Source organism: Streptomyces sp. ICC1 (assembly GCF_003287935.1).
Taxonomy (GTDB): domain Bacteria; phylum Actinomycetota; class Actinomycetes; order Streptomycetales; family Streptomycetaceae; genus Streptomyces; species Streptomyces tritrimontium.
The window spans coordinates 3357315-3383172 of the sequence record NZ_CP030287.1 but is presented as its reverse complement, the minus strand read 5'-3'; the positions used below and the strand labels follow the sequence as shown (position 1 = coordinate 3383172).

Below are 25858 nucleotides of genomic sequence, written 5' to 3'. Positions count from 1 at the left end.
GACGTCATGCGGACGCGGAGAGCTTTCGGTTCAGCCAGCGCGAGGTGATCGCGTAGGCCTCGGGTGCGGTGCGGTGCACGTTGAGGGAGTGACCGGTCGCCGGGATGACGTGGGTCTCCAGCTCCGCCTCGGGGCCGTAGAAGCCCTCTTCGAAGGCGTGCACGGCCGCGCTGTCGGCGGCGAAGCCGACGTCCGCGCTGCTGAACAGCGCGTCGTGCTCACCGACCACGAGGAGCACGGGAACCTTGACCGCGAGCGAGTACTCGGGCAGGTAGGTCTGGGGCAGGCTCTCGCCCTCGCCGAGGGTGGCGGTGGCCTTGATGAGCTCGTCGTGCGCCGACAGCTCCGGGTCGATGCCCTGCGCGTGCTCGAGCATCCGGGCGCGCAGGCCCGGGCGCTGGGTCATGTACCACTGCGGCAGGTCCGGGTCGGCGATGACCGGGTCCTCGGCGCCCGGGTGGAAGAAGTTGATGACCTCGTCGTACAGCGGCGCCGTGGTGTGCAGCATGCCGGTGACGACCAGGGCGTCCACGTCCGCGTGGCGGGCGGCCTCGACGATGGCCAGGCCGGAGCCGAAGGAGTGGCCGACGGAGACGACCTTGGCGAAGGAGTGCCCGGCGGGGGTGCCGGAGCGGAGCTCCTGGATGACGTGGTGGATGGTCTCGACGTTGCTGTCGACGGTGACGTCGACGGCTGCCGGGCGGCTGCTGGCGCCGGTGCCGAGGCGGTCGAGGAGCAGCACCGCGTAGCCGGCGGCCAGCATGTGGGCGGCGTAGTCGTACGCGCCGGGCACGGTCCAGTAGCGGCGGTCGTAGGTGAGGCCCGCCAGCAGCACCTGGACGGTGTCGGACCCCTGCTCGGGGATCAGCAGCTCGCCGCGGAGCCGCCACTCGGTCTCCGGCGCCGCGGCGGGGCGCACGGTGAAGGTCAGGTCCTCGCGGACCGTGCCGCCGGACGCGGCCGGGGCCGGGGCCGCGTCCAGGTCCGCGGGGCGGATGGAGGTCGTGGTCATCGGGTTCTCCTTGAACTGCCGTGGATCGGAACGATGTCGGCGAGCGGCGTCGCGTCCCGCGCACCCGGCCCGCCCTGGGGCGGCCGTGCGGAGGAGCTCGCGGCCCGCGGTCCGGAAGAAGGGGTGAGGGCCCCCACCGGGGAGGTGCGGGCGGCCGCGCCGTGCGTGGTGCTCGGCGGGGCGGAGGGAACGGGCCGGCGCGGCCCGCGCAGGGCCGCGGCCAGGACCTTGGGCCGGAAGGCCGCGGTCGGTGTGACCAGCAGCTGGCCCAGTTCGAGGATCACGGTGGCGGCGGCACGGTTGACCGGGGCCACCGCGGCGACCTTGTCGACGTACCACTGCGCGATGCGGGTCTGCAGGTCGGGCGGGGACACCTCGGCGGCCCACGGGTACTTGAGGTCGGAGGTGGTGGCGATCTGCCACGCCCCGGCGGCCTGCCTGGCCAGCGCCTTGCGCAGCCGCCCGGCCAGACCGGGGGCGGCGCCGTGGTCGCGCAGCATCCGGTCGAGGACCAGCGCGCCCTGGACGGCGACCGACATGCCCTGCCCGTAGGAGGGGTTGAAGGCGGCCATCGCGTCGCCGACGACCAGGAACCGGTCGGGGGCGCGGCGCAGCTTCTCGTAGTGGCGCCAGCGGTTCTCGGTGCGGCCCGAGCCGTGGATGCGGCCCAGCAGGGTTGCGTCCCGGACGGCCTCGAACAGGACGGGATCGCGCAGGGACTTGACGGCGCGCAGGAAGCCGTCGAGGTCGGTGGGCGGGCGCTGCCCGCCACTGACGGACACCGACACCATCCACTTGCCGTCCTCGATGGGGTTGAGGATGCCCTGGCGCGGATTGTCGGGGGTGGCCATCAGCAGCATGCACGTCCAGTCGGCGGCATGGCCGGCCGGAGGGGCGAACACCGCGGTGGCGTAGGCGGTCTGCGCGTCGACGACGGTCTCGCGCGGAGCCTCGTAGCCCAGCTCCGCGAGCCATTCGGGGGCCCGGGACTTGCGGCCCGAGGCGTCGACGGTGAAGGCGGCGGCGATGAACCGCTCGGCGCCCCAGCCGGCCGGGGCCGCGCCGTCCCTGCCGCGCACCCGGACACCGGCGACGGTGGATCCGGGCCCGGCCTGGAGGGAGACCACCTCGTGCTCCTGCAGGAAGGTGACCTTCGGGTCGGTGCGCAGCCGTTCGCGGACGACCGAGTCGATGACGTCGCGGGTGCCGGTCATCATCGACAGGCCGGTGTCGAAGCGCGGGATCCAGCCGCCGGGGGCCATCAGCAGGATGTCCTCGGGCATGCGGACGCGGACCATGCCGCCGGCGATCAGCTCGCGTTCGATGCCCGGGAACAGCCGCTCCAGCCCCTGGTGGCCGGCGGCCATCAGGTTGTGGGCGTGCCGGGACTGGGCCACGCCCCGGCGCCACTGCGGGCCGTCCGGGAGCCGGTCGCGCTCGATGACCGTGACCCGGTCCATGGTGCGGGCCAGGGCGGCGGCCGCGGTGAGCCCGGCGAGGCTCGATCCGATGACGACGGCGTGGCCCTCGCCGGTGTCGGTGCCGGGGACCGCTGTGGTCGGACTCATCGGCTGCTCCCTCCTGCGTGCGTGGTGGCGGCCGCGGCCCTGGGGCGGGCCGCGAGGTCCCCGAGGACCGTGGGCAGGCCGTCCGCCACGGTGGGGTGGACAAGGCTCCAGCCGAGCTCGGTGCGGGCGCGGCGGTTGGAAACGCGGTACGAGGTGGTCAGCGAGGCCGCGACGGCCCCGCCAAGGGCGAGCGCGGCGAGCGGGCGCGGTACGCCCGAGACCTTGCGCACGCCGGTGGCGAACGCGATCCGCGCGGTGAACTGGGCGATCCGCAGCGGCTCGTCGTCGACGAGGTTGTACGAGCCGCCCGCGGGCGCCCGGTCCAGTGCGGCCACGTATCCGGCCGCGAGGTCCTCGACGTGGACGCAGCTCCAGTAGGCGCGGCCGTCGCCGATGTGGCGCAGCCGCCCGGAGCGGATCCGGTCGAGGAAGGCGGTCTTGAAGTTGCCGCAGGGCCCGTAGACGAACCCGGGGTGGAGCGTGACGGCGTCGAGCCCCCGCCCGGCCAGCGAACGCAGCAGGGCGGCCCCGGCCGCGTGGCCGACGCCCAGCGGGGCCGGGGTGTGCGGGGTGGACTCGTCGATCCACCGGTTGCCGTGGTCCCCGTACACGTAGGCGCCGCCGGTGTAGAGCAGCCTGCTGCCGTGGCGCAGGCAGGCCTCGGCGAGCGCCGAGGTCATGACCCGGTCCGCGGTGCGCAGGCCCGCCAGCCGGGTGGGGGTCAGCCGCCCGGTGACGCGCTGCTGCGCCGCGTGCACGACGGCGTCGTGCTGCTCGACGAGCCCGGTGTACGAGCCCGGCCGCAGCATGTCGCCGGCGTGCGGGATTGCCCCGGCGGCGGCCAGGTCCGCGGCGGCGGCCGAGGCCGGGTCGCGGACCAGGGCGGTCACCTCGCGGCCGGCCGCGAGCAGGGCGCGGGTGACCGCGCCGCCGACGAAGCCGGTGGCGCCGGTGACCAGGACCCGCTGCCGAGGGGTGCTCACAGGTGCTCGACCGTCGGGCCGGCGGGGATCTTCCGCCGGCAGTCGAGGACGTACGCGGCGTGCTGCGCGACCAGTTCGAGGTCGAACGCCGAGTGGTCGGTGAGCAGGACGACGGCGTCGGCGTCCGCGACTTCCTGCGCGGTGAGCTCGACGCGCGCCAGGCGCGGGTCGACCCCGTGGCCCTCGACGACGTGCGGGTCGACCGCGCGGACCTCGGCGCCCAGGCGCAGCAGGCCCTCGACGACGCGGGTGGCGGGCGATTCGCGGGCGTCGCCGGTGTCGGGCTTGTAGGCGAGGCCCAGCAGCAGGACGCGGGCGCCCTTCAGGGCCCGGCCGCGCTCGTTGAAGCCGTAGATGAGCCGCTGGACGACGTATCCGGGCATGTGGTCGTTGATGTGGTTGGCGAGCTCGACGAAGCGGAAGAGGCGGCCGACCTTCCGCTCCACCTGCCAGGACAGGTAGACCGGGTCCACGGGCAGGCAGTGGCCGCCGACGCCGGGGCCGGGGGTGAACTTCATGAAGCCGAACGGCTTGGTGGCCGCGGCGTCGATGGCCTCCCACACGTCGATGCCGAGGGTGTGCGCGTACATCGCGAGCTCGTTGACGAGGGCGATGTTGACGTGCCGGAAGGTGTTCTCGACGAGCTTGGTGAGCTCGGCGACCTTCGGGGAGCCGACCGGGACGGTGGTGTCGATCAGCCCGGCGTAGAAGGTGTCGATCGCGGCGAGGGAGGCCTCGTCGATGCCGGAGACCACCTTGGGGGTGCGCTCCAGCGTCCAGGTCCGGTTGCCCGGGTCGATGCGCTCGGGGCTGTAGCCGAGGTGGAAGTCGGTGCCCGCGGTCAGGCCCGAGAACTCCTCCAGGATCGGCGCGACGAGCTCCTCGGTCGTACCGGGGTAGGTCGTGGACTCCAGGACGATCGTGGCGCCCTGGCGCAGGAAGCGGCCGAGGATGCGGGCGGCCGACTCGATGTGGCTGAGGTCGGGCACGCCCTCGCGCAGCGGGGTGGGGACGCTGATCACGGCGACGTCGAAGCCGCCGAGCTCGCGCTCCTCGGTGGTGGGGCGGTAGGCCCCGGAGTCCAGGACCGCCTGGAGCCGCTCGGGGGCGACGTCCTCGACGAAGGACTCGCCGGCCGCGATGCGCTTGACGCGCTCCTCGCTGACGTCGAAGCCGACGACCGTGTGGCCCGCCTCGGCGGCGAGCATCGCAAGGGGCAGGCCGACGTAGCCCTGTCCCATGATGACGATCTTTGCCATCTGTCCGTTCCTTTGGTGGCCGGGTGGGTGGCCGTTGAGGGTGGGTTGACCGGCGGATCAGGTCCAGAGACCGGTGCCGAAGGTTTCCTGGGACTCCAGGACGCGCTGGCGCAGGTCGAAGCGGCGCACCTTCCAGGTGCCGGTGCGCGGGAAGTCCTCCCAGGCGATGACCCGCGGCTCGGCGAGCTCGGGCAGGTCGCGGGTGGCCGCGGCCCACTCCTGGTCGGTGAGGTCCGGTCCGGACAGGCTGATGACCGGGACGGGCAGGCCGCCGGGGTCGCCGAGGACGATGACCTCGGTGGCGCGCTCCAGGCGTTCGAGGAGGATCGACTCCAGCTCGATGCCGCTGACCCCGGGGATCAGGTCGACCTCGCGGTCGACGATGCGCAGGTTGCCGGTGCGTGAGCGCACACCCATGTCACCGGTGTTCCACCAGCCGTCCCAGGCCTTCTCCTGGTGCCGGTCGTCCTCGCCGAGGTAGGTCAGGCACAGGCCCTTGGTGCGGACGAGCACGACGCCCTGCTCCCCGGCGGGCACCGGCTTGCGGGTCTCCGGGTCGACGACCTTGACCTGCGTGACGAACGGGACCGGGCGGCCGACCACGTTGGTCACCGGATCCAGGGCGCCGGCGTTCTTGCGGATCTTGTTGCGGGAGTAGACGGCCATGGCCACCGGGCCGGTCTCGCTCTGGCCCCAGACCTGTCCCCACACGGGCCGGCGGACGTCGCTGGCCTCCATGAACTTCCGGACGGTCGGCGGGTGGATGGCGTCGAAGGTGTTGAGGTACGCGCGCACCCGCTTGAACGCCGCCGGGTGGGACTCGGTGAGCGGCTCCCAGCGCTGGTAGATGTTCGGGCAGGCCTCGAGGATCGTCGGGCGGTGCTCGGCGAGCATCGCGGCGGCGGTCTCCGGCTCGGAGCCGGCGAGGATGACCACCTTCTGCGGCGGGCGGGCCATCTGGGCGAAGGTCCAGGTGATGGCGCGTCCGTGGACGAAGGCGATGCAGGAGGCGAACACGTCGTCGGGACGCACCGCCAGCCCCGGGATCGGCATCGTCTCCAGCTTGGTGAGGACGCCGAGCAGGGTGTTCGGGGAGTGCACCACCAGCTTGGGGACGCCGGTGGTCCCCGAGGTGTGCGTGCAGATCATCGGCTCGTCCCGGCCGCGCAGGTCCACCGGCGGCACGTCCGCGCCGCTGAGGTCGGCGAGGCCGACGGCGTCGGGGGCGAGCGAGACGTCCCCGTCGATGGAGATCACCTGGGTCCCGGGACCGGTGAGCAGCACCCCCTCCTTGACGGCCGCGGCGAGCACGGAGTCGGAGGCGATCAGGACGCGCGGGGCGAACCGCTCCATCATCTGGGCCAGTACGCCGGGGGCGTTGGTGGCCGAGATCATGGCGGGCAGTGCCCCGATGCGGGCGGCGGCCGCGGCCAGGAGCACCACGTCGTGGTGGTTCTCCTTGATGATGGCGAGCCGGTCGCCGCGGCGCAGGCCGGCCAGGCGCAGCCGGCCGGACATGTCGGCGACGAGCGAGGCGAGGCGGGCCCCGTCGTACTGGCGGCCGGCGTCGGGAGCGATGTCGAAGGGCCGGTCGAGGTGCCATGCCGGCACGTCCGCGTCGGCGTATGCCTCGAACAGCGCGCCCAGGTTCTTGGGTCGCAGGTTCTTCTTCATACCCAGCCTTGTCTTCGTGGAAGTCGGGTCAGCGGACGGCGAGCAGGTTGGCGACGAGCAGCAGGGCCACGCCGAGGCGGTGGGCCTGGCCGCCGAGCTTGCGGGCGACCAGGACCTGCCCTTTGAGCAGTCCGGTGCGCAGTTGGTGGACGCGCAGGGCGATCACCGGGGCGAGCGCGAGGAGGAACCACCAGGGCACGGCGCCGACGGCGCAGGCCCAGAGGATCGCCGCGGTCTCGGCGAGGCTGAACGCGGCGATGACGGCGGCGTAGACGGGCGGCCGCAGCATGGTCGCGAGGTTCTTGCGGCCGGAGGCGATGTCGCCGTCGCGGTCGTTGATGTTGGAGTAGAGCGAGACGAGCACGCTCCACAGGCCGATGAGCACGGACTCCAGCAGGGCCAGTCCGGTCATCTCGCCGTGGACGAGGCCGAAGGGGATCACCGCGACCAGGCTGGTGCTCAGGATGAGCACCAGTTCCTGCCCGTAGCGGTGGCTCAGCCGCAGGCCGTAGGAGTACTGGACGCTGCCGCCGACCAGCACCGGCAGCAGGGCCAGGGCCCACAGCGGCCGGTGCGGTGCGATCAGGGCGCCCAGGACCGCCCAGGTGATGCCGAAGAGCAGGGCCGCGTAGCCGAACCCGAGGGCCTGGCGGACCGTCAGGTGTCCGTCCAGCAGGGGTTTGAGCTCACGGTTGCGCAACTGCGCCTGCGCGGGGTCGTAGTTGACGAGGTCGCTGCCGTCCCGGAAGCCGGTGACGTCGTCGAACGCGACGGCCGACGCGCAGACGCCGACCCAGCCGAGGGTGAGCACGACCAGCGTCAGCAGGACCCGGGGGTCCAGCCGCTCGTCCGGCGGCAGCATCGTCCACACGACCAGCGCGGCCAGGTAGTAGTCGAAGAACCTCAGCTTGGCCAGCTGCGCGTAGGCACGCGGACGGGTCATCCGCGGCGCTGCCGGGGGTGCGGGTGCCAGGGTGTCGGTCATGCCCTCTTCCTCCGCCGGTTCAGTTGCCGAGCGGCTTGCGGCCGGTGGTGGAGATCTGGACCTGGCTGAGCCAGTGGTGGGCGGGGTCGCCCATCTGCGCGATGGCCTCGTCGATGCGCTCGCGGGTCACCAGGCCCCCGGCGGTGATGCGGGTGGCCATGAACTCCAGCCACAGCTGGTAGTGGCGGGCCTGCACCGAGCCGCCCTCGACCATGACCACGCGGCCCTCGGCCTGCACGTCCTCCAGGCCGGTGCCCAGCGCGATGTGGTAGTCGACGTGGCCGCCGCGCGGGTCGTGGCCGGCCTCGCGCATCAGCCCGTATCCGGCGGCGCGCACGTCCTGGAGGAACTCCTCGGAGTGGGCGCTGCGGAAGAGGGTCGAGGAGTCGGTGTCCTCGAGGAAGAGGATGCCGCCGGGCTTGAGGGCGCCCACCAGCTTGGCGATCAGGGCCTCGCGCTCGGGCAGGTGCTGAATGACCATGCGGGCGTGTACGAGGTCGAAGGCGGCGGCGGGCAGCTCGTCCTCGCGCAGGTCGAGCTGGAGCACGCGCAGGGTCTCGTCCTGCTCGTCGATCAGGCGCTCGGGCTTGAGGTCGGCGGCGACCACCCGGCCGGTGGGGCCGACCAGGTGCGCGAGGCGGCGGGCCGCTGAGCCGGAGCCGAAGCCGACCTCCAGGCAGTGCCAGCCGGGGCCGACGCCGAGCCGCTCGAAGCGCTCGAAGGTGCCGGGGTCCCAGATGGCCTCGTTGGTGATCAGCCGCTCGGTCTCCTTGTCCCAGGCGGAGTCGAAGACGTACTCCTGCTGCTGGTCCGCTTCCGTGGTGACGGTCATGGGTCCTGGTCCTCCTGGGCCTAGGCGAAGAAATCGCAGATCGTGTCGGCTATGTGCTCGACCTCGGCGTCGGTCAGGTGCGGCCAGACCGGGATCGCGAGGTTGGACCGGCTGGCCCGGCGCGCGTTCGGCCAGTCGGCGCCCTGCGGCGCGAACGCGGCGAAGGCCGGCTGCAGCGGGAGCGGGGTCGGGTAGTAGACGTGCGAGCCGATGCCGTGCTCGCTCAGGTAGGCGCGCAGGTCCTCGCGCCGCGAGACCTGGATCGAGTACACGTAGTAGCAGCGGCCGTTGCGTCCGGCCGGCGGGGCCTTGACGTCCTCGTCGTGGAGCTCGGCGAAGCGCTCGGTGTAGTAGTCCGCGATCCGGGCCCGGCGCTCCAGGCGGTCGGGGAACCCGGCCAGCCGGTGCAGCTGGAAGCCCGCGAGGACCTCGTCGAAGCGGCTGTTGCGGCCGATGCGGTGGTGCAGGAAGCGGTTGACGCCGTCCTGCCCGTGGTTGCGCAGCATCTTGACGGCGGTGGCCAGTTCCGGGTCGTCCGTCAGGACCACCCCGCCCTCGCCGGCCGTGCCCAGGGCCTTGACCTGGAAGAAGGAGAAGACGCCGAGGGTGCCCCAGCGGCCGGCGGGCACACCGTCCAGGACCGCGCCCTGGGCGACCGCCGCGTCCTCGATGACCGGGATGCCGTGGCGCCGGGAGATGTCCGCGAACCGCGGCATGTCGGCCATGATCGAGAACAGGTGCGCGGGCATCAGCGCCTTGGTGCGCTCGGTGATCAGGCTCTCGGTGTGGTCGGGGTCCATGACCATCGTCCACGGGTCCACGTCGGCGAAGACGGGGGTGGCGCCGGCGTTGACCACGGCGGAGGCCACCGGCTGGCAGCAGAAGGCGGGGACGATGACCTCGTCGCCCGGACCGATGTCCAGGGCGCCGACGGCCAGTTCCAGCGCGCCCGTGCCGCTGCCGCAGGCGAGGACCGCGCCGGCCCCGGTCGCCTTCTTGATCTCCTCTTCGAACTCGGCCGTCCGGCGGCCGAGGATGAAGCGCTGCTCCGGATCGGTGCCGACGTCGAACAGCACCTTGAGCAGGGCGTCCTTGTCACCCTCGAACAGGTCCGGCGGGAAGAAGGGCAGGGTGTTCACGACTGGCTCCCGGTGAAGAAGTCCCGGATCGCGGCGACGACGGTGTCGAGCTGCTCCCCGGTCAGGTCGGGGTAGAAGGGCAGGGCCACGGCCGACGCGCAGGCGGCCTCGGCCACGGGGAAGTCGCCCGGTCCGTAGCCCAGGTGCGCGAAGCAGGGCTGTACGTGCAGGGGGATCGGGTAGTACGTCTCGGTGCCGATGCCCCGCGAGGCCAGGTGGGCGACCAGCTCGTCGCGGCGCTCGACCTCGATCTCGTACACGTAGAAGACCGCGTCGGTGGGGACCGCCCGCTCCACGACGGTGGGCAGGCGCAGGATGCCGGGCAGGCCCGACAGCCGCTCGTGGTAGGCCTGCGCGAGGCGCGCGCGGGCGGCGATGTCCTCGTCGAGGCGGGGCAGCTTGGCCATCAGCACGGCGGCCTGGATGTCGTCCATCTTGCTGTTGGTGCCGGAGGCGCCCGACAGGTTGGAGATGCCGGCGATGTGGTCGATGGTCTTGCCCATGCGGCCGTGGTGGCGCAGGATCTGCGCCGTCTCGGCGACCTCGTCGTCGTCGGTGAGGATCATCCCGGCGTCGCCGATCGCGCCGAGCGTCTTGGTGGGGAAGAAGGACAGCACCCCGCCCCTGCCGAGCAGGCCCGCGTGCTTGCCGTTCCAGCGCATGCCGATGCCCTCGGCGCTGTCCTCCAGGACGGTGATCCCGTGCCGGTCCGCGATCTCGGAGATCGCGTCCATGTCGGCGAGCTGGGTGAACAGGTGGGCGGGCATCACGGCCCGGGTGCGCTCGGTGATCGCCTTCTCGAAGGAGAGCGGGTCCATGGCGTACGTGACGGGGTCGATGTCCGCGAAGACGGGCACGGCCCCGATGGCGGCGACGGTGGTGGCGGTCGCGGCGAAGGTGAAGGCGGGGACGACGACCTCGTCGCCGCGCCGGACTCCGGCGGCGCGCAGCAGGATGACCAGGGCGTCGGTGCCGTTGTTGACCGCGATGGCGTGCTTGGCGCCGGTGTAGGCGGCGACGGCGCGCTCGAACTCCAGGCACTTGCGGCCGTGCGACCACTTGTTGCGGTCGAAGACGTCCTGCACGTGGGCGCTGATCGACGGCCACAGTGCGTCGAAGGTGGCCGCCTGGGTGAAGAACGGCACCCCCGGGTGCTCGCGGCCGCCGGGCTCGGCGGGAACTTCGACACTCTTCACGGCTGCTCCTTGGGAGACGTTGAGGGAGCTCCGGTCCGTCCCGGTGGTCACCCGCGCGGCCGGGCCGTCGACGGGGCCGTGCGCGGTGCGTACGGACCGGCAGTGCCCGGAGGCTTCGAGGGCGGCGGCCACCGTCCCGGCGGCGGCTTCGTCGCGGACCAGGAAGGCGCAGGTCGGGCCGGAGCCGCTGACCAGCGCGCCGAGCGCCCCGGCGTCGAGTCCGGCGCCCAGGGTGTCGGCCAGTTCGGGGCGCAGCCGCAGCGCGGCGCCCTCCAGGTCGTTGCGCAGCAGGGCGGCGAGCCGGTCCGGGTCCCCGGAGGCGAGGGCGGCCGCGAAGTCGGGCGCCGGGGCCAGCTCGGCCGGCGCGGGGGCCGCCGTGTCCGACTCGGCGAGCAGCAGGTCGTACTCGCGGAACACCCGCGGGGTGCTCAGCCCGCCCCGGGCTTCGGCGAACACCCAGTGGAAGCGGCCGGAGTCGGGCAGGGCGGTGAGCCGCTCGCCTCGCCCGGTGCCCACGGCGGTGCCGCCCATGAGAGCGAAGGCGACGTCGCTGCCGACCTCCGCGGCGACCTCGGCCAGCAGCGGGTCCTTCGGGTCCAGGCCCCACAGCGCGGCGCAGCCGACGATGGCGGCGGCCGCGTCGGCGCTGCCGCCGGCCATGCCGCCGGCGACCGGGATCCGCTTGTCGATGTGCAGGTGCACGCCGGGGTCGACGCCGATCCGCTCGGCGAGGAGGGCGGCCGCCGCGGCGGCGAGGTTGCGCCGGTCGGCGGGGACCGCCCCGATGTCCTCGCCTTCGAGCGTGACGGAGAGCTCGGGGGCGGGGGTGGCCGTGACGGTGTCGTGGAGCGACACCGCCTGGAAGACGCTGACGAGTTCGTGGTAGCCGTCCGGCCGGGTTCCGCCCACAGCGAGGTGGAGGTTGACCTTGGCCGGTACCTGGACCGTGACGCTCACCGTGCGGCGTCCCAGATCTCGATCATCAACGTGGCTGCTTCCTGTGTCGAAGGGTGTTCCGGCAGACCGTCGCCGACCGGAAGGACGGCGTCCGATGGGCGGCGCGGAGGCGGAATCCGTCCCGCCGCTGCCCTGGTGCCGAGAGTCTGCGGCGGCGTCCATGCGCCCGGCTAAAGCCATCTCGGCACCCGGCGTGACCTGCCCGTACGCCCTCCAGGACCGCCTGCGCGGCCTGCCGGAGGGGTAACCGGAACACCCCGGGGAGGGCGCGGGCGGCGACAGCAGTACCTGCCGTGCAACTTCGTGCCATCGCCGTGCGCTGGAACGGCGCGGGGCGCCCGGAGAAGCTGGACGGGCACGCCCGGACACCCCGCGGCCGGGGCCGGACCGAAGCTCTCCGCACGGAGCGGCGACGCACCCGAGCAAGGAGTGAGGATGTCTCGAACCGCGACACTCGAAAGGCTCGACCTGACAGCGGTCACCCGCCGGCTCGTCCACCTGCCGAAGGAGCCGTGGCTGCCCGGCCGCGGCGCGCCGGAGCCGGACGGGGAGCGTTTCGCGCTGTCCGGCGAACTGCCGGACGCGCCCTCCCTGTTCCGCGACGGCGCCGGGGGCCACGACACCCAGCTGTTCGTGGAGATCTTCCGGCAGCTGGGCCTGTCCCTCGGGTACCGCTACTTCCGGGTGCCCGCCGAGCGCGCCTGCCTGTTCGTCGGGCTCGACTGGGCCGTGGCCGATCCCGCCGTCTGGCGCCGCCGCGGACCGGGCGCGCACCTGGCGGTGGACGTCCGCGCCACGCCCACCACGACCACTCCGGGCGGGGCGCCGCGCGGGCTGCGGCTGGCCGCCGCCCTGCGCATCGACGGTGAGCCGGGCTGCACGGGCTCGGCCGAAGTCCTCTTCCTGCCCCCGGCGGTGGCCCGCGACCACCGTGCCACCAGCCGGCTGGCCGCCGTGTCCGCGGACGCTCCGCGCCCGTACGGTCCGCCCCGACCGCTCGCCGAGCCGGGCTCGGTCGGCCGCACCGACCCCGCCGACGTGGTGGTCCGCGCGCCCGTGACCCGCGGGGAGTCGTCCACCACCGCGCTCGTGATCGACCCCGGGCACCCGGTGTTCTTCCTGGACGGCGCCGACTCGGTCCCGGGCCTGCTCCTGGTGGAGGCGCTGCGGCAGTCCGCGGTGCTGGCCGCCGGCCGGAGCCACGGTTTCCGCCCGGAGCTCACCGCGCTGACCGCGCTGGCCGTGCGCTTCCGCGGGTTCGCGGAGCTGGACCTGCCGCTGAGCTGCACCGCGGTGGCCGGCCCGGTGCGCCCGGACGCGGCCGGGCGGGCGTCCGCGCCGATCCGGCTGACGGTCTCCCAGCTCGGCAAGGTCACCGCGGAGGCCGAGATCACCGCGGCCCGGGCCGCGTGATGACGAGCGCACCCGCCCCGGCGGGGCACGTCGGGCTCGGTGACGACCGCGACGCCGTCCCGGGCGGGGAGAGCCTGCGGTCGGTGGTCGAGAAGGTGCTGGGGGACGTACTGGCCCCCTGCCCGCCGCTCGGCGCGGGCTCCCCGATGCTGCACACCGGAGCCTTCGTGGTGGACCCGCCCTTCTACGGGGACGGGGACATCGGGCAGGTCGCCGTCTGCGGCACCGTCAACGAGATCGCGGCCGCGGGCGCCGAACCGGTGGCGCTGACCCTGTCCGTCATCGCCGAGGCCGGCCTGCCGCTGGCCCGGCTGGCCAGGGTGGCCGCCTCCGTACGGGACTGCGCGCGCGAGGCCGGCGTGGTGGTCTCCGCCGTGGACGTCCGCGCGGTGCGGGCGGGCGAGGCGGACCAGCTGTACCTCCAGACCACGGGCATCGGGGTCTTCCCGCAGGGCACGCCGCCGCGGAGCGCGGCGCGAGCCGGGGACCGGATCCTGCTGAGCGCCCCGCTGGGCGGCTACGGCGCCCACCTGCTGTCGGTGCGCGAGCTGCTCGGGTACGAGAGCATCATCAGCGGCGCCTGCGCCCCGCTGGCCTCGCTGCTCGCCCGGGTCCGCGGCCGCGTGCCGCCGGACGCGGTGCGGGCGGTGCGCCCGGTGGCGGGCGAGGGCCTGGCCCCGGTGCTGCGCGCGATGGCGCACGGGACGGCCTTCGACCTGCGCGTCGAGGAGCTCGCGCTGCCGGTCCGCCACGAGGTGCGCATCGCGCTGGACGCGCTGGGGGTCGCCCCCTGGCACGCCTCCAGCGCGAGCTGCCTGTGCCTGGTGGTGGCCGCGGACCGTGCCGAGGAGGTGCTCGAGGCGCTGCGCGGGCATCCGCTGGGCCGGGAGGCGGCCGACGTGGGCGTGGTGCTGCCCGGTACCGGAGCGGGTGTGGAGCTGGTGCGCGCCGACGGCTCCCGGGTGCCGCTCGCGGCCGAACAGGGCCCGCCCGCACGGCTGTCGTAGCCGGACGTGATCCAGCAGGACCCCCCGCCCGCACCGTTCCGGTGCGGGCGGAGCCATGTGCGGAGCCATGTGCGGGCGGGGAGCGGAGGCGGAGGGGGGGGGGGAGGCGGCGAGGGGGGCGGCGGGGCGCGGACGGCAGGGGGCGAGGGCCTGGGGGGGGGGGGCGGCGTGGAGGGGGCCCGCCGGAGAGGCGGCTTGGGCCCGGCCGGAGTGGGCGTGGCGTCCGGCGGGGAGGCGTCCGTCGGGGAGGGCGAGGGGGGCGGCGAGACTCGCGGGGCCGCGCCCGCCGCAACCCTGCCCGTCAGAACCCTGGCCGTCAGAACCCTGGCCGGCAGAACCCTGGCGGTCGGAACCCTGCCCATCAGAAGAGCACCCGCTCCACCCGCTCCACCTGACCCACCCGCTCCACCCGACCCCATCTGACCGCCGGCGATCGGGGCTCCCCATGACCCCTTGCTCCACGGTGTGCGGGGCTCCCGCGCCCCCCGGCCCCGCCGTGCGGGGGCGCCCGGCGCCGGGAACGGTCCGCGCCGTGGCCTCCGTCGCCGTGCTGCTGCTCCTCGCCACCGGGTGCAGGAACGACGCCGCACCGGCCTGGGGGTACCCGAAGCTCGGCGTGACCCTGGGAGCGCTGTCCCGGGCGCTCGAGGAAGGCTGCGGCGGGAAGGCCCCCGCGGACTGCGCCGACGACCTCGACCGGATCGACGTGCTGGTGGAGCCCGCCTTCGCCGAGGTCCTGGACCACCGCCTCCTCGACGACGCGTACGTCGAGGCCAGGAACGAGGTGGACCGGGCGAGGGAGCTCCGCCTCGTCGCCGAGGTACGGGCCCGGTCGCGCCGCGATCCGTACGACCGCGCCCTCGCGCGGGCGGTGGCGGCCGAGAGGCTCGCCTACCGCCATCTGCTGGCCGCGCTGGACAACGTACGCGCGGCGCCCCCGGCGGGCGACGGGACGGCGCCCCTCTGAGGCGGCTCCGCCCCGTGGCGCCGGGCGGGGAGCCCTGCTACCCCCGTAGCGGCGGAGTGGGGAGCACCGTGCCGTCGAGCGCCACGAGGGTCAGGACGGCGATCGAGGCCGTCCACGCGAGGGGGGCGACCGAGGAGGGCCTGCCCCTCTTGTCCACCTTCTCCGGGAGCTCGCCGAGCGAGTTCCGCTTGGAGAGGACCCAGTCCAGGACCGGTCCGGCCTTCGCCGGCCGGCCCGTGGCGGCCCACGCGAGCGCGAAGAACGCCGTACTCGGCGTCCAGGCGTTGCCGCCCCACGGCGCCCCCGGGTCGTTTCCGGGCGTCAGCCCTCCGTTGGGCAGGAGCAACTCCCCGTACGTGGAGTCCAGCGCCCGGGCCAGACCGGCGGGGGCCTCGTTGAAGGGGGGCGCCATGAACGCCACCGCGCTGTCCCGACCGTGGCGGCCGTCCGCGGTGCGCTGGTAGCCCAGGGGAAGGAACCGCGCGGAGATGCCGGCGGAGAGCCGGCCCGCGGCCCGCGCCCAGCGCTCGGCGTCGGCCGGCCGGCCCGCCTCGCGGGCCAGGTCGGCGGGGGCGTTGAGCCCGGCGAGCAGCGGCGCGGCCGTGCCGATGTTGGCGGTGGCCGTCATCAGCTCCCAGTAGTCGGGGGACGCCGGGGGCAGCCCGTCCGGGCGCAGGGAGTCCGCCGCGTGGTCGGCCGCCTTGCGGATCATCGGGTAGAGGGCGGCCAGCCTGCCGCCGCGGGTGGCCCGGGGGGCGCTCTGGTACCACTGCCAGGTGGCCCAGGGGACCCAGCCGTTGGCGTCGAGCTGCCAGCGCCTGCCGTCGGGCGGGCCGGATCCGTCGAGTTCCGTCCGCGCCTCCCAGGTGCCGTCCGCGCGCTGGGTCGCGGCGCTGTGCCGCAGGATCCGGTGGGCCTCGGCGTCGTGGCCGGTGAGGGCGAAGGCGGCGCAGGCGAAGCTGGAGTCGCGCGGCCAGGAGTACTGCCAGCCGTGGCTCGCTCCCGCCGCCATGGCTCCGTTGGGCCGGAGCAGGGCGCGCAGGGAGAGCAGGGCGCGCTCGGCCGCTGCCCGGTGCGCCGGCGAAGCGCCCGGTACGCCGCCGGCGGCCAGCCAGGCGCGGCTGCGCTCGATCTGGCGCAGGGCCGGCGGATGGCCGGCGTCGACCGTGTCCGACACGGTCCCGGCGTCGGGAAGGTACGTCCACCGGCCGGAGGCCAGCCGCAGGACGTTGCTCCCCTCGACGTACCGCGCGCCCTGGGCGAGCGATCGCGAAACGCCTTCGGTGGCGGTCGCGTTGGACAGCAGGCCGACGGTCAGCTCGGTGCGCGCCGGCCGGGAGGCGTTGCCGATCCGGGCCTCGTCCCGGCTGCGGTGGCCGGCCGGCAGGAGGACGGGCGGGACGGCTCGCTCCGGGAGCGCCGCCCCGGTGTGGCGCCCGGCGTGCTGGTCGGGGTGCTGGACCTGGTACCGGTCGGGGTGCAGATCGGGGTACCGGTCCGCGGGGCCTTCGGCGCGGTGGTCCACGGAGCGTCCGGGGTGGTGGCCCGAGGTGCACACGGGAACGGCGACGCTCGCCAAGGCCGCCGCGGCGGCCGCCCAACGGCCGAGCCGGACTCCGGGCATCGCCACTCCCTCCACGCGGCCCGCGTACCCGCGGGCCCGGAGTCCCCATCCTGGGAGAGCCCCGCGGAGGCCGCCACGGCAACCGGCCGCCCGGGTGAGCCGGGTGCCCCCCGGGAGCTCCGAGCGGCCGTCAGGCCGTACCCGGACTGGCGCACCCGGGATGCCGGGGGCTCGGGGCCGTGCCCATCATGGGTGTTCGCGGGCCGTGCGGTCACCGCAGTCGGCGGGCGCTTCGGCCGCCCCTCCGACCGGGCCCCGCTGCGAAGGGCTGGTAGATGAGCACTGCTTCGGGCGCGGGCGAGAGCGACGAGGTCCGGCCCCCTTCCTCCACGGCGGACCGGGCCGCCGGCCGCCGCCCCCTCCTGCGCGGGCTCCTCCCGGCGACGGGGGCGGTGCTCGTGGCCGCGGCCGGCGCCCTGGTCGCCGTCGGCTGCTTCCTCGGCCTCTACGTGCGGCCCACGTCCGACGACTGGTGCGCCGCGTGGAAATCCCGCGACATGGGAGTCTTCGGCATCACCTCCGACTTCTACATGACGCAGAACGGCAGGCTCGCCAACGCCTTCCTGAGCGGTGTCGTCTACGGCGACGGACTGGCCGGGACCAAGATCCTGCCGACGGTCATCGCCGTCACCTTCACCGTCGGACTGGTCCTGCTGGGGCGTGACTTCGTCCGGTCCCTCGGGGGCAGACCCCGGCTCCTGGTCCTGATCGCCTGCGCCCTGGTCGTCCAAGTGCTGGTCTACTTCGCGGGCACCCGCAGCTACCAGGTACTGCTGTGGGCCCCCGCCACCATCTCCCACACGATTCCGAGCGTCATCGGAGTGTGGTCGCTCCTGCTGGCCTTCCGGACCGCCGGGCATCCCCGTACCGCCGTCCGCGTGGCCGGCTTCGTCTCGGCGTTCCTCATCGGTTTCGTGCTCGGCACCCTCAGCGAGCCGTTCTCGCTCGTCAGCGGACTGCTCGCCGGCATGGTCGGACTCCTCTGCCTGCCCCGGCTGGGCCTGGCGCGGAACTGGCATCCGTTCACCTGGTGCCTGGCCTGGTGCTCCGGACTCGTCTGCGGTCTGGTCGTGCTGTACTCCTCCCCCGGCGCCCGGTGGCGCCGCGCGCAGCAGCCGGCCAAGGAGTCGCTGCTCTCCGCGCACGAACTCAAGGGCACCGTCAGGGACTGGCTGCACATGTGGGACTCCGTCACCGGCCAGTGGGCCTACCTCGGAGCCGTCGCCGTCGGGGTCCTGCTGGGGCTGGCGAGCGGGCGCCTCGGGGCCGCGCCCGGACGGCTCGAGCCCCGGCGGGCCGTCCCGCGCAAGGTGCTGGCCGCCCTGCTGCTGCTCCCCGTGCCCGTGGTGGTGCTGGGGTCGCTCGCGGTGGTGGTGGGCCTGCGCAGCGGATACGGCGCGACCGGGTGGACGTACGCCCGTACCTGGACGAGCTACCTCGTACCGATGGAGCTGGCTCTGTGCGGCTACGGAGCCCTGCTCGGGGCGTGGGGCGGGCGATGGCTCTCGGGCCTGCGCAGGGCGGGCGCGGCCCTGGCGGCCTGCGCCGTGGCGGCGGGCTGCCTGGCGCTGGCCTCGGTGGCCGTGCTGGTCCCGGACGTCCAGCGGCTCACGACCGCCGCGGTCACCCGGTCCGTGGCCTGGGACGCCCAGGACGCGCGCATCCGGGCCGAGGCCGCGCGGGGTGCGAAGGACGCGGCCTACGAGCCCCTGTACATCGGCAGCCTCGCCGAGCCCTTCTTCACGGGGAACTACGAGCGGGACTGGGTCGCCGCCTGCGTGTCGAAGTGGTACGGCATCGACCGGATCCACCGCGGCTGAGCCCGCTTCCCGCAGCGGCCGCGCCCGCAGCGGCGGCGCCCGGCCCCGCCGGTCATTCCTCCTCGGACGTGTACCGGATCCGGGCCCACACGGGCAGGACGAACCAGCACAGCAGGTACCAGGCCAGCACTCCGCCCACGAGCCAGGGCACGAGGGCGTTGCGCGTCGCGACGCGCAGGACGAGGAAGAGGGCGGAGGTGCAGGTGGCCAGCAGCAGGACGAGGCCCGCGCCGGTCAGCCGCGCGGCCCACGTGACCGCCTCGGGTTTGATCCGGCGTCCCGAGACGATGCGGTGGAAGGCCACGGGCCCGATCAGCGCGCCCGTCGCCAGCGACCCGAGCACCACGGTCACGATGTAGACCGTCTTCTCGGTCTGCCCGAGCCCTTCGAAGGCGGGGGTGAAGGCCACCGTGAGCAGGAAACCGAAGAGGATCTGGACCCCCGTCTGGGCGACCCGTATCTCCTGGATGAGCTCCTGCCACTGCCGGTCCGCCCGTTCCTCCGCGCTCTCGTCCCGGCCCTTCCCGGTGCCGCCCGGCATGCCGCCTCCCTGGATTCCCTGGATTCGTCCCGTCCCGTCACGCCGCGCCTACCCGCCGGCCCCCGCCGCATGCGTCCGCCGCATGCGGCGGTCATCCGCCGTTCAGGGCCCGGCGCAAGGTTGCCCCGAGTTCGGCGATCTGGCGCTGCGACACGTCGGCCGACAGGATCGCCTGCGAGCCGTGGAAGGTGCCGGGCCACTGGTGGAGTTCGACCGGCACTCCCGCCCGCAGCAGGCGTAGCGCGTACTCGATGCCCTCGTCGCGGTTCGGACAGAACTCCGCGGTGGCGATGTGGGCCGGGGGCAGGCCGGCCAGATCGGTGGCGCGCGCGGGGGCGGCGTACGGTGTGGCGGGCCGTGAGCCGAGGTAGTGCCGCCACCCCGCGGCGATCCTGTCCCGGTTCATCCAGGGCGTCGCGGTGAAGTTCCGCGCAGACCACGTCTCCTGCCGGTCGTCCAGTCCCGGCTGGTTGAGCAGCTGGAAGCGGATCGCCGGCCCCTGCCGGTCGCGGGCCAGCAGCGCCAGCGAGGCCGCGATGTTCGCGCCGGCGCTGTGCCCCCCGACCGCGATCCGGGCCGGGTCGACGCCGCGCTCGGCCGTCCAGGCCAGTACGGCGTACGCGTCGTCGAGCGCGGCCGGGAAGGGGTGCTCGGGCGCCAGGCGGTAGCCCACGGAGACCACCACCGCCCCGGAGAGCTCCGCGACCCCGGCGGCCCAGGGATGCTCGGTGTCCAGATCGCCGAAGACGCCTCCGCCGCCGTGCAGCCAGACGACGGCGCCTTGCGGCCGGTGCGGCTGGTGCGGCCGGTGCGGGCGGTAGACGCGCACGGCGACATCCGGGTCCGCGGACACCGTGCGGTCCTCGACCTCCATCGTCGAGGTGTCCGGCGCCGGCGCCGCGGCCGCGATCTCGGCGAAGGCCTCGCGCGTGGTGACCGGGTCGTCCATGTCGAGTTGCGGGAGGAACGGGATGAACGCTTCGAGTTCGGGATCCATGAGGGCCATCCTCCGGTCCGCCGCCCGCGGGATCATCCGCCGGCCGTCGCGCATCCCGCCGAGATCCCGCACCGGTCGGCGCGGCCCCGGACGCGACCGCCCTCCTATCCTTGCCGCCATGGAGGCACTCGCCGTACGACTGTCAGGACTGGATCCGTACGTCGACGGCGCGATCCGCGTCATCGCGTTCTACGACACGCTGATGCGCCGGCGGGTGGACCTCCCCGCGCTCGCCCGGGCCTCGGCGGGCCTCGCCGAGTGCGCCGCGGGGATCCGGCTGCACGGCACGGGCCGGACGGTCCGCTTCTCGCCCGACGGCCGGCAGGCCGCCGGCCCGACGGCGCCCGCGTCGACCACGGCGCCGATCACGCTCGACGAGGAGGAGATCGGCTCGGTGTGGCTGGAGCGCCCCGGCCCGCCGAGCCCGCTCGACGAGGTACTGCTGGACCGGCTCGCCATCGCCGCCGCGGCCGTCGCCGAGCGGTACGGGCCGACCCGCACCACCATGGCCGACCCGGCCCTCGTCGAGCTGGTGGTCAGCGCCGACGGTGACGAGGCGGGCCGGGCCCGGGCGTTGCGGCTGCTCGGTTTCGCCGCCGACGTACCGGTCCGCGTCGTCGCCGTGCGCTCGCGGATCCCGCTCGACCGGCTCGGGGCCCTCGTCTGCCCGGCCCGTCCGGTGAAGGCGGCGCCCCTCGCCGACGTGGGTGTGCTGCTGGCGGCCGCCGTCGACCCGTCCCTGTTTCCCGCGGGCGTCCGCGCGGGCATCGGCTCGGCCCGAAGCCCCGAGCGGGCCTGGCGAGAGGCGCGTACCGCCCTGCGCTTCACGGGACCGCGCGAACCCGTGGTCCGCTACGAGGACCTCGGTGCGCTGGCGCTGCTGGCCGAGATACCCCAGGACGCCTCGCGCGGCAACGCCGACGTGGCCGCCGTCGCCCGGATCGCCGGCAACCCGGAGGACATGGAGACCCTGGACGCCTTCTGCGCCACGGGATCCCTCCGCAGGGCCGCCGAGCTCCTCCACCTGCACCACAGCAGTGTCGCCCGCCGGGTCGAACAGATCGCGAAGGCGCTGGGCATCGAGCTCACCCGGCCCACCGGACTGCTGCGGGCCAGAATCGCCCTCACCGCATGGCGGCTGCTCGACACGACCGCGACCACGACCACGACCGCCCCGAATTGATCCGCACACGACTGGCCCCCGCCGGCCCGGACTCCAGGGCCTCTGCGATGATCAGGCGCTGTATTCCTTCGCCCGCGAGGTGGTTTTTTGAAGAAGGTGGCACTGCGTCCTCACGCACTGTTGCCCCGGCGGTACGACGACCGGAAGGTCCTGGCTTCCACAGTGGACGCGTGGGGACGGGCCTTGTGGCTCATCTGCCCCGATGCCGTTCTCCCGTCGAACCCGCCGTACGGGAGGGCCCTGCCCGAGCCGCCGCGCCTGCCGTTCGACGCCCTCGTCGTCATCGATGACGAGGGCGAGGTGCAGGAGCGGATCCTGTGCGGCGTGGCCGTGGTCCCCGCCCGGCTCGACGCTCTGCCCAACGGCCGCATCGTGGTCGGGGGCAGGACTCCGTCGGGAACCGGAACACCCGGATACCCACCGGCGTCAGCCACATCGCGGACATCAGCGCCCTCAACGTCACCGACTCCACCGCCTGGGCCGTCTACTGGCCCGACTCCCCGCTCGTCGAGACGCGGGCCTCCGGGCAGCTCCGTGTGCGCGACCAGCCGGTGACGTCCCCCGCGGACTGGCGGTCCACGGCGACCGGGTGGTCATGCTCGGCGGTCGGCGCGGCGGCTTCCACCACCCCGACGGGCTCCACTACTGCCGCTTGACCGACGGCGGAGCCGTCCTCGTCGAGGACGGGGAAGCCGTCCTCACGATGCCGGGCGGCGACCCCCTCCGCAGCTCCGTCCGCCCGGTGGGCCGGGGCCGGAATCTCTACGTCCGCGGCCGCTCGGCGAAGCAGTGGTACGTGCTCGGACTCTAGGCGGGGCTCACACGGTGGGCGCAACTGAACGCGCGGATCCGGCAGCGGCATGTGTCCCATGGACGGAAGCGGGTTCTCGCATCCGTCGTTCCCGGGAGTGCCATGAGTCTGCCGTCCGATCCGCCCGCCGAAGCGTCCGCAGCGGGGAGGGCACGCGGATCGCGCGCCGGGCGGGCGGCCAGGAGCTCGGTCTCGGCCGTGCTGATCACGCTCACGTGCGTCCTCGTGCCGGTCTCCCTGCTCACCGTCTGGGTGCACGACATCGTGCTCGACACCGGCCGCTACGTCTCCACGGTCTCCCCGCTCGCCTCGGACCCGGCGATCGAGGCGGCGGCCGTCCACCGCATCACCGGAGCGGCCGACGTCCGGGTCGACGGCGCCCAGGTCACCTCGGACCTGGCGAAGTGGCTGGAGGCCCAGGGGCTGCCGCCCCGCGTCGGGACGGCCGTCAAGGCGCTCGGGCCGCAGCTGGACTCGGCCGCGGACGCGGCCGTCTCCAAGGTGGCGACCCGGTTCGTGGAGAGCGACCGGTTCGAGACCGTCTGGACGACCGCCAACCGCGTCGCCCACACCGCGGTCGTGCACGCGCTGACCGGTGAGGGCCGCGGCCCGGTGGGCGTCGAGGGGGGCACGGTCACCCTCGATGTCGGCGCCGCCGTGGAGAGCGTCAAACAGGACCTCGTGGACGCCGGACTGTCCCCGGCCGAGAAGATCCCCGAGGTCGACAAGCAGATGGTGCTCTTCCACTCCGACAAGCTGGAGAAGATCAGGGGCGCGGTCCACCTGCTCGACGTCGTCGGCAACTGGCTGCCCGTGCTCACCGTGGTCCTCGGTGCCGCCGGAGTGGTGCTCGCCCGGCGCCGCCGCCGGGCTCTCGTGGCCACCGCGCTCGGCGCGGCCGCCGCCTGCCTCGTCTTCGCCGTCGGGCTGGCCGTCGTACGCCACTACTACCTCGGCCACCTCCCGGCGCAGGTCCAGTCACCGGCGGCGGCAGCGGCGGTCTTCGACACCCTCGTGCGGTTCCTGCGGGTCAGCATCCGGACCGCGCTGGTCCTCGGGGTCTTCGTGGCGCTCGGCGCCTACCTCTCCGGAGCCGGCCGCCTGCCGCGCGCCGTGCGCGGCCGCGCCGAGCGCGCGGCCGACTCCGCCGCGCGCCTGGGTTCCGCCCACGGGCTGCACACCGGGCGCGTCGGCACGTGGGTGGAGGCCCGTCGGCGCCCGCTCACCGTCGGCGTACTGCTCGTCCTCGCGCTCGTGTTCGCGCTGTGGAACCACCCGACGGTGCTCACCGTCCTGCTGCTGGTCCTGATCCTGCTCGCCGTGCTCGCCGTCCTCTCCCTGCTGGCGGCCGGCGGCCGCGGCTCCGGTCAGACCGGCCGGACCGGCCGGACCGGCCAGCCGTAGCCGCGGCCGCAGCCGCGCGGCGTCACGGCGGCGGGGGGTCCGGGGGCGTGCGGAGCCAGCGCGCCGGGAGCGGTTCGTGGGCCACCACGTAGCCGACGGCGATGGAGAGGGTGATGACGATGAAGAACGTGATGAGCCAGGACAGCAGGGCGAAGACCGAGCCGAGGCTGCCGAACTCCTGCATGCTGCGATCGACGGCATGGGGCATGTAGACCCTCGACGCCAGGGTGAGGAGCTGCTCCCCGACCCCGGCCAGCAACGCGCCGGGCAGCAACGGCAGCCACGGGATCCGGGAGCCGAGCAGCAGGTACTGCGTCCACCACCACAGGAGGGTCCCGCTGCCCGCCGCGAGGAGGAATCCGGTGGCCCGGCCGGTGCCGAAGGCCGTCTGCACCAGCCCCTGGAAGAGCAGGGCGACCATCCAGACGACGAGCCAGGCCAGCCACCGCCACGCGGCGACCCGGGCCTTGGCCTTGGGCAGGTGCCAGGAGCGCTCGCAGGTCTTCTGCAGGGCGCGGCTGCACGCGGTCGCCGACAGCAGCGTCACCACGACACCCACCCCGCTCGTGCTCACGACGGCGGTCGGATCGGTGGCGGAGTACACCGACCGCACCTGGTCCAGTGCGGCGTCCCGGAGCCCGAGTGTCGTGCGGATGGACGAGACGAGCTGGTCCTGGAGCCAGTCGGGGGCGATGGCCGCGATGACGAAGACGGCCGGGAGGGCGCCCAGGAAGGCCTGGGCGGCCAGCCTGGTCGCGCAGTCCAGGATCCTCACGGTGGCGAGCTGCTCGAGGATCCGGCCCAGCAGCGGGGTGTGCTTCCGCATCCAGCCGGGGACTACGCGCAGGCGGAGTGCGGCCTCCGGTCCGGGCACGGTGGGACTCCTCGGGACGCGGTTCGCGGCGGCCGCGGCCGCCCTTCCCCGAGAACAATGACGGAAATGCCGATATCCGGCATTTCGCCACTCGGTGGCACTGCTCACGTGATTGCATCCCTACCGGCGCTGCGTCCACAGGAACCGTTGAGGAGGCTGGATGTCCGGCTCGGCTGATGCCCCCGACCGCCTCGGGCCCGACCGCTTCGGGCCCGGGGGCCGGCGCCCGGGGCCCGGGGACCGGCGCCTGGGTGCCACACCGTTCCACCGGCCCACGCGCGCGGTGCGCAGGGACCTGTCCCAGCTCGTGTGCGCGCTCGTCGGGCTGGGGCTGGGACTGCTGGCCCCGATGCTCGCGGTGGGCCCGCGCATGGAGTCCGGTCGCGTGGCGACGCTCCTGTTCACCATCGGGTTCGGCGTCATCAGCCTGGTGAGCATCATCTACGCGATGCTGTTCCTGGTCGTGCAGTTCTCCGCCAGTACCTTCACGCCGCGCCTCGGCCTCTTCCGTGACGAGCCGATCGTCTGGCGCGCGTTCGCCTTCACCGTCGGGGTCTTCGTCTTCTGCATCACCGCCGGGCTGGCCATCGGCACGAGCAGGAGCGTCTCGGTCGTCGTCCCGTTCATCGCGATGCTGCTGACCCTGGTCGCGCTCGCACTCATGCGGACGCTCCAGACGAAGGCGTTCAACTCGATCCAGCTCGCCCATGCGCTGACCGCGATCGTCACCCGCGCGCACCGGCTGTACGACGCGCTGTACGTGCGGCCGTACGATCCGGACGGACCCGCCGCGGTCCCTCCCGCGATGCCCGGCGGCGGCGTGACCCTGCGCTGGTCGGGACCCGCGGTCGTGGTCCAGCAGGTGGACGTCCGCGCACTGGTCGCCGCGGCGAAGACGCACCGCTGCTCCATCGCCTTCCTCATCGCCCCGGGGCGTTCTGTCGCCGAGGGCACGGCGCTCGCCGAGGTGACGGGCGGCCGGCTGCCCGAACGGGCCCTGCGCGACTCCGTGCTGACGGGGGTGGAGCGCACCTTCGACCAGGATCCGCAACTGCCGTTCCGGCTCCTCGTCGACATCGCGCTGCGGGCCCTGTCCCCGGCGGTCAACGATCCGGCCACGGCGGTGGACTGCCTGGACCGCCTGGAGGACCTGCTGGCCCGCCTCGCCGACCGGGACCTGGCCATCGGGCACTTCGCCGACGAGGAGGGCGAGTCGCGGGTGACGATCCCGGTGCCGGACTGGGAGCAGTACGTCCGGACCGCCGTCGACGACATCGTCTTCGCCGCCGCCGGCTCCCCGATGGCCCTGCGCAGGACGCACACGCTGCTGACCAGGCTGGTCGAGCGGAGTCCGGGCGACCGCACCGCGGTCCTGCGGGAGCGGCTGCGGTGGGTCGACCGGGCGGGCAGCGGCGCCCACCCCCTGATCTGGGCGGCCTCGGGCGGCGCTCAGCCCCCTGCGGCGAACGGCGGACCCTAGTGCTGTGACCGGTCGGGGATGTGTCGTCCGAGGCCCCCGGGCCAGAGGTGCGGGTCGATCGGACGGATGCTGCAATGGCCGTACGGCTCTGCCGGCCGAGGAGGTGCGGGGATCGCCCGGTCCGGGTGCGAG

General features: G+C 74.2%; 20 protein-coding genes and 2 pseudogenes. 8 read left to right on the top strand and 14 right to left on the bottom strand.

What is annotated here, in order from left to right:
• Positions 1–4: 4 nt before the first annotated feature.
• The 10 genes and pseudogenes from DRB96_RS16080 to DRB96_RS43780 form a co-directional block, all read right to left on the bottom strand.
• Entirely contained in the window at positions 5–1012 is a 1008-nt protein-coding gene (locus tag DRB96_RS16080) for an alpha/beta hydrolase (protein WP_112449087.1), read from the bottom strand.
• Positions 1009–2580, bottom strand: a complete 1572-nt coding sequence (locus DRB96_RS16075) for an FAD-dependent monooxygenase (protein WP_112449086.1) — start codon at positions 2578–2580, stop codon at positions 1009–1011. Before DRB96_RS16075 ends, DRB96_RS16080 begins: the two co-directional genes overlap by 4 nt.
• Positions 2577–3563, bottom strand: a complete 987-nt coding sequence (locus DRB96_RS16070) for an NAD-dependent epimerase/dehydratase family protein (RefSeq protein WP_162688484.1) — start codon at positions 3561–3563, stop codon at positions 2577–2579. Before DRB96_RS16070 ends, DRB96_RS16075 begins: the two co-directional genes overlap by 4 nt.
• Positions 3560–4822 (bottom strand): nucleotide sugar dehydrogenase, encoded by a 1263-nt coding sequence (locus DRB96_RS16065; protein ID WP_112449085.1) that lies wholly within the window; start codon positions 4820–4822, stop codon positions 3560–3562. The genes DRB96_RS16070 and DRB96_RS16065 overlap by 4 nt, the downstream gene beginning before the upstream one ends.
• Positions 4823–4879: 57 nt before the next feature.
• Positions 4880–6496 (bottom strand): class I adenylate-forming enzyme family protein, encoded by a 1617-nt coding sequence (locus DRB96_RS16060; RefSeq protein WP_112449084.1) that lies wholly within the window; start codon positions 6494–6496, stop codon positions 4880–4882.
• Positions 6497–6524: 28 nt separating this feature from the next.
• Positions 6525–7481: a UbiA family prenyltransferase gene (locus tag DRB96_RS16055; RefSeq protein ID WP_112449083.1), complete on the bottom strand. Its 957-nt coding sequence runs from the start codon at positions 7479–7481 to the stop codon at positions 6525–6527.
• 19 nt (positions 7482–7500) lie between these two features.
• Entirely contained in the window at positions 7501–8313 is an 813-nt protein-coding gene (locus DRB96_RS16050; RefSeq protein ID WP_112449082.1) for a class I SAM-dependent methyltransferase, read from the bottom strand.
• A 20-nt stretch (positions 8314–8333) separates the two neighbouring features.
• Entirely contained in the window at positions 8334–9452 is a 1119-nt protein-coding gene (locus tag DRB96_RS16045; RefSeq protein WP_112449081.1) for a DegT/DnrJ/EryC1/StrS family aminotransferase, read from the bottom strand.
• A pseudogene (locus DRB96_RS43785) lies at positions 9449–10534 on the bottom strand (DegT/DnrJ/EryC1/StrS family aminotransferase); the annotation flags it as partial. The gene DRB96_RS16045 and the pseudogene DRB96_RS43785, both read right to left, overlap by 4 nt.
• Before the next feature lie 162 nt (positions 10535–10696).
• Positions 10697–11620 (bottom strand): annotated as a pseudogene (locus DRB96_RS43780) (4-(cytidine 5'-diphospho)-2-C-methyl-D-erythritol kinase); the annotation flags it as partial.
• A 420-nt stretch (positions 11621–12040) separates the two neighbouring features.
• On the opposite strand from DRB96_RS43780, the gene DRB96_RS16035 reads away from it, so the two are divergent.
• The 3 genes from DRB96_RS16035 (at position 12041) to DRB96_RS16020 (ending at position 14992) form a co-directional block, all read left to right on the top strand.
• Positions 12041–13018, top strand: coding sequence for an AfsA-related hotdog domain-containing protein (locus tag DRB96_RS16035; protein WP_112449079.1), 978 nt, complete (start codon positions 12041–12043; stop codon positions 13016–13018).
• Positions 13018–14025 carry an AIR synthase-related protein gene (locus DRB96_RS16030; protein ID WP_112449078.1) on the top strand — a complete coding sequence of 336 codons (1008 nt, stop codon included), beginning with the start codon at positions 13018–13020 and terminating at the stop codon, positions 14023–14025. Before DRB96_RS16035 ends, DRB96_RS16030 begins: the two co-directional genes overlap by 1 nt.
• Positions 14026–14557: 532 nt before the next feature.
• Entirely contained in the window at positions 14558–14992 is a 435-nt protein-coding gene (locus DRB96_RS16020) for a hypothetical protein (RefSeq protein WP_112449076.1), read from the top strand.
• A 37-nt stretch (positions 14993–15029) separates the two neighbouring features.
• Here DRB96_RS16020 and DRB96_RS16015 read toward each other — a convergent pair whose 3' ends face one another.
• The gene (locus tag DRB96_RS16015) at positions 15030–16616 is read right to left on the bottom strand and encodes a glycoside hydrolase family 15 (protein ID WP_112449075.1); all 1587 of its coding nucleotides are present in this window, start codon (positions 16614–16616) and stop codon (positions 15030–15032) included.
• A gap of 275 nt (positions 16617–16891) precedes the next feature.
• Between DRB96_RS16015 and DRB96_RS16010 the strand changes: the two genes are divergently transcribed.
• Positions 16892–18436, top strand: a complete 1545-nt coding sequence (locus DRB96_RS16010; protein ID WP_112449074.1) for a DUF6056 family protein — start codon at positions 16892–16894, stop codon at positions 18434–18436.
• A 52-nt stretch (positions 18437–18488) separates the two neighbouring features.
• Here DRB96_RS16010 and DRB96_RS16005 read toward each other — a convergent pair whose 3' ends face one another.
• Both DRB96_RS16005 and DRB96_RS16000 read right to left on the bottom strand, forming a co-directional pair.
• On the bottom strand, positions 18489–18977 hold the full coding sequence (locus DRB96_RS16005; protein WP_112449073.1) for a DUF6328 family protein: 489 nt from the start codon (positions 18975–18977) through the stop codon (positions 18489–18491).
• 91 nt (positions 18978–19068) lie between these two features.
• The gene (locus DRB96_RS16000) at positions 19069–19974 is read right to left on the bottom strand and encodes an alpha/beta hydrolase (protein ID WP_112453462.1); all 906 of its coding nucleotides are present in this window, start codon (positions 19972–19974) and stop codon (positions 19069–19071) included.
• A 118-nt stretch (positions 19975–20092) separates the two neighbouring features.
• Here DRB96_RS16000 and DRB96_RS15995 point away from each other — a divergent pair, with 118 nt between their 5' ends.
• The 3 genes from DRB96_RS15995 (at position 20093) to DRB96_RS15985 (ending at position 23372) form a co-directional block, all read left to right on the top strand.
• On the top strand, positions 20093–21157 hold the full coding sequence (locus tag DRB96_RS15995) for a helix-turn-helix domain-containing protein (protein WP_112449072.1): 1065 nt from the start codon (positions 20093–20095) through the stop codon (positions 21155–21157).
• Positions 21158–21746: 589 nt separating this feature from the next.
• Complete coding sequence (locus tag DRB96_RS44630) at positions 21747–21968, top strand: hypothetical protein (RefSeq protein ID WP_239517731.1); 222 nt, start codon at positions 21747–21749, stop codon at positions 21966–21968.
• A 198-nt stretch (positions 21969–22166) separates the two neighbouring features.
• Positions 22167–23372: a hypothetical protein gene (locus DRB96_RS15985; RefSeq protein WP_204357743.1), complete on the top strand. Its 1206-nt coding sequence runs from the start codon at positions 22167–22169 to the stop codon at positions 23370–23372.
• 22 nt (positions 23373–23394) lie between these two features.
• Here the strand turns inward: DRB96_RS15985 and DRB96_RS15980 are convergent, their stop codons facing one another.
• The gene (locus tag DRB96_RS15980) at positions 23395–24246 is read right to left on the bottom strand and encodes a YhjD/YihY/BrkB family envelope integrity protein (protein ID WP_239516187.1); all 852 of its coding nucleotides are present in this window, start codon (positions 24244–24246) and stop codon (positions 23395–23397) included.
• Positions 24247–24406: 160 nt separating this feature from the next.
• On the opposite strand from DRB96_RS15980, the gene DRB96_RS15975 reads away from it, so the two are divergent.
• A complete protein-coding gene (locus DRB96_RS15975) occupies positions 24407–25726 on the top strand; it encodes a DUF2254 family protein (protein WP_112449070.1) in 1320 nt (439 codons plus the stop codon).
• The last annotated feature ends 132 nt before the right edge of the window (positions 25727–25858 follow it).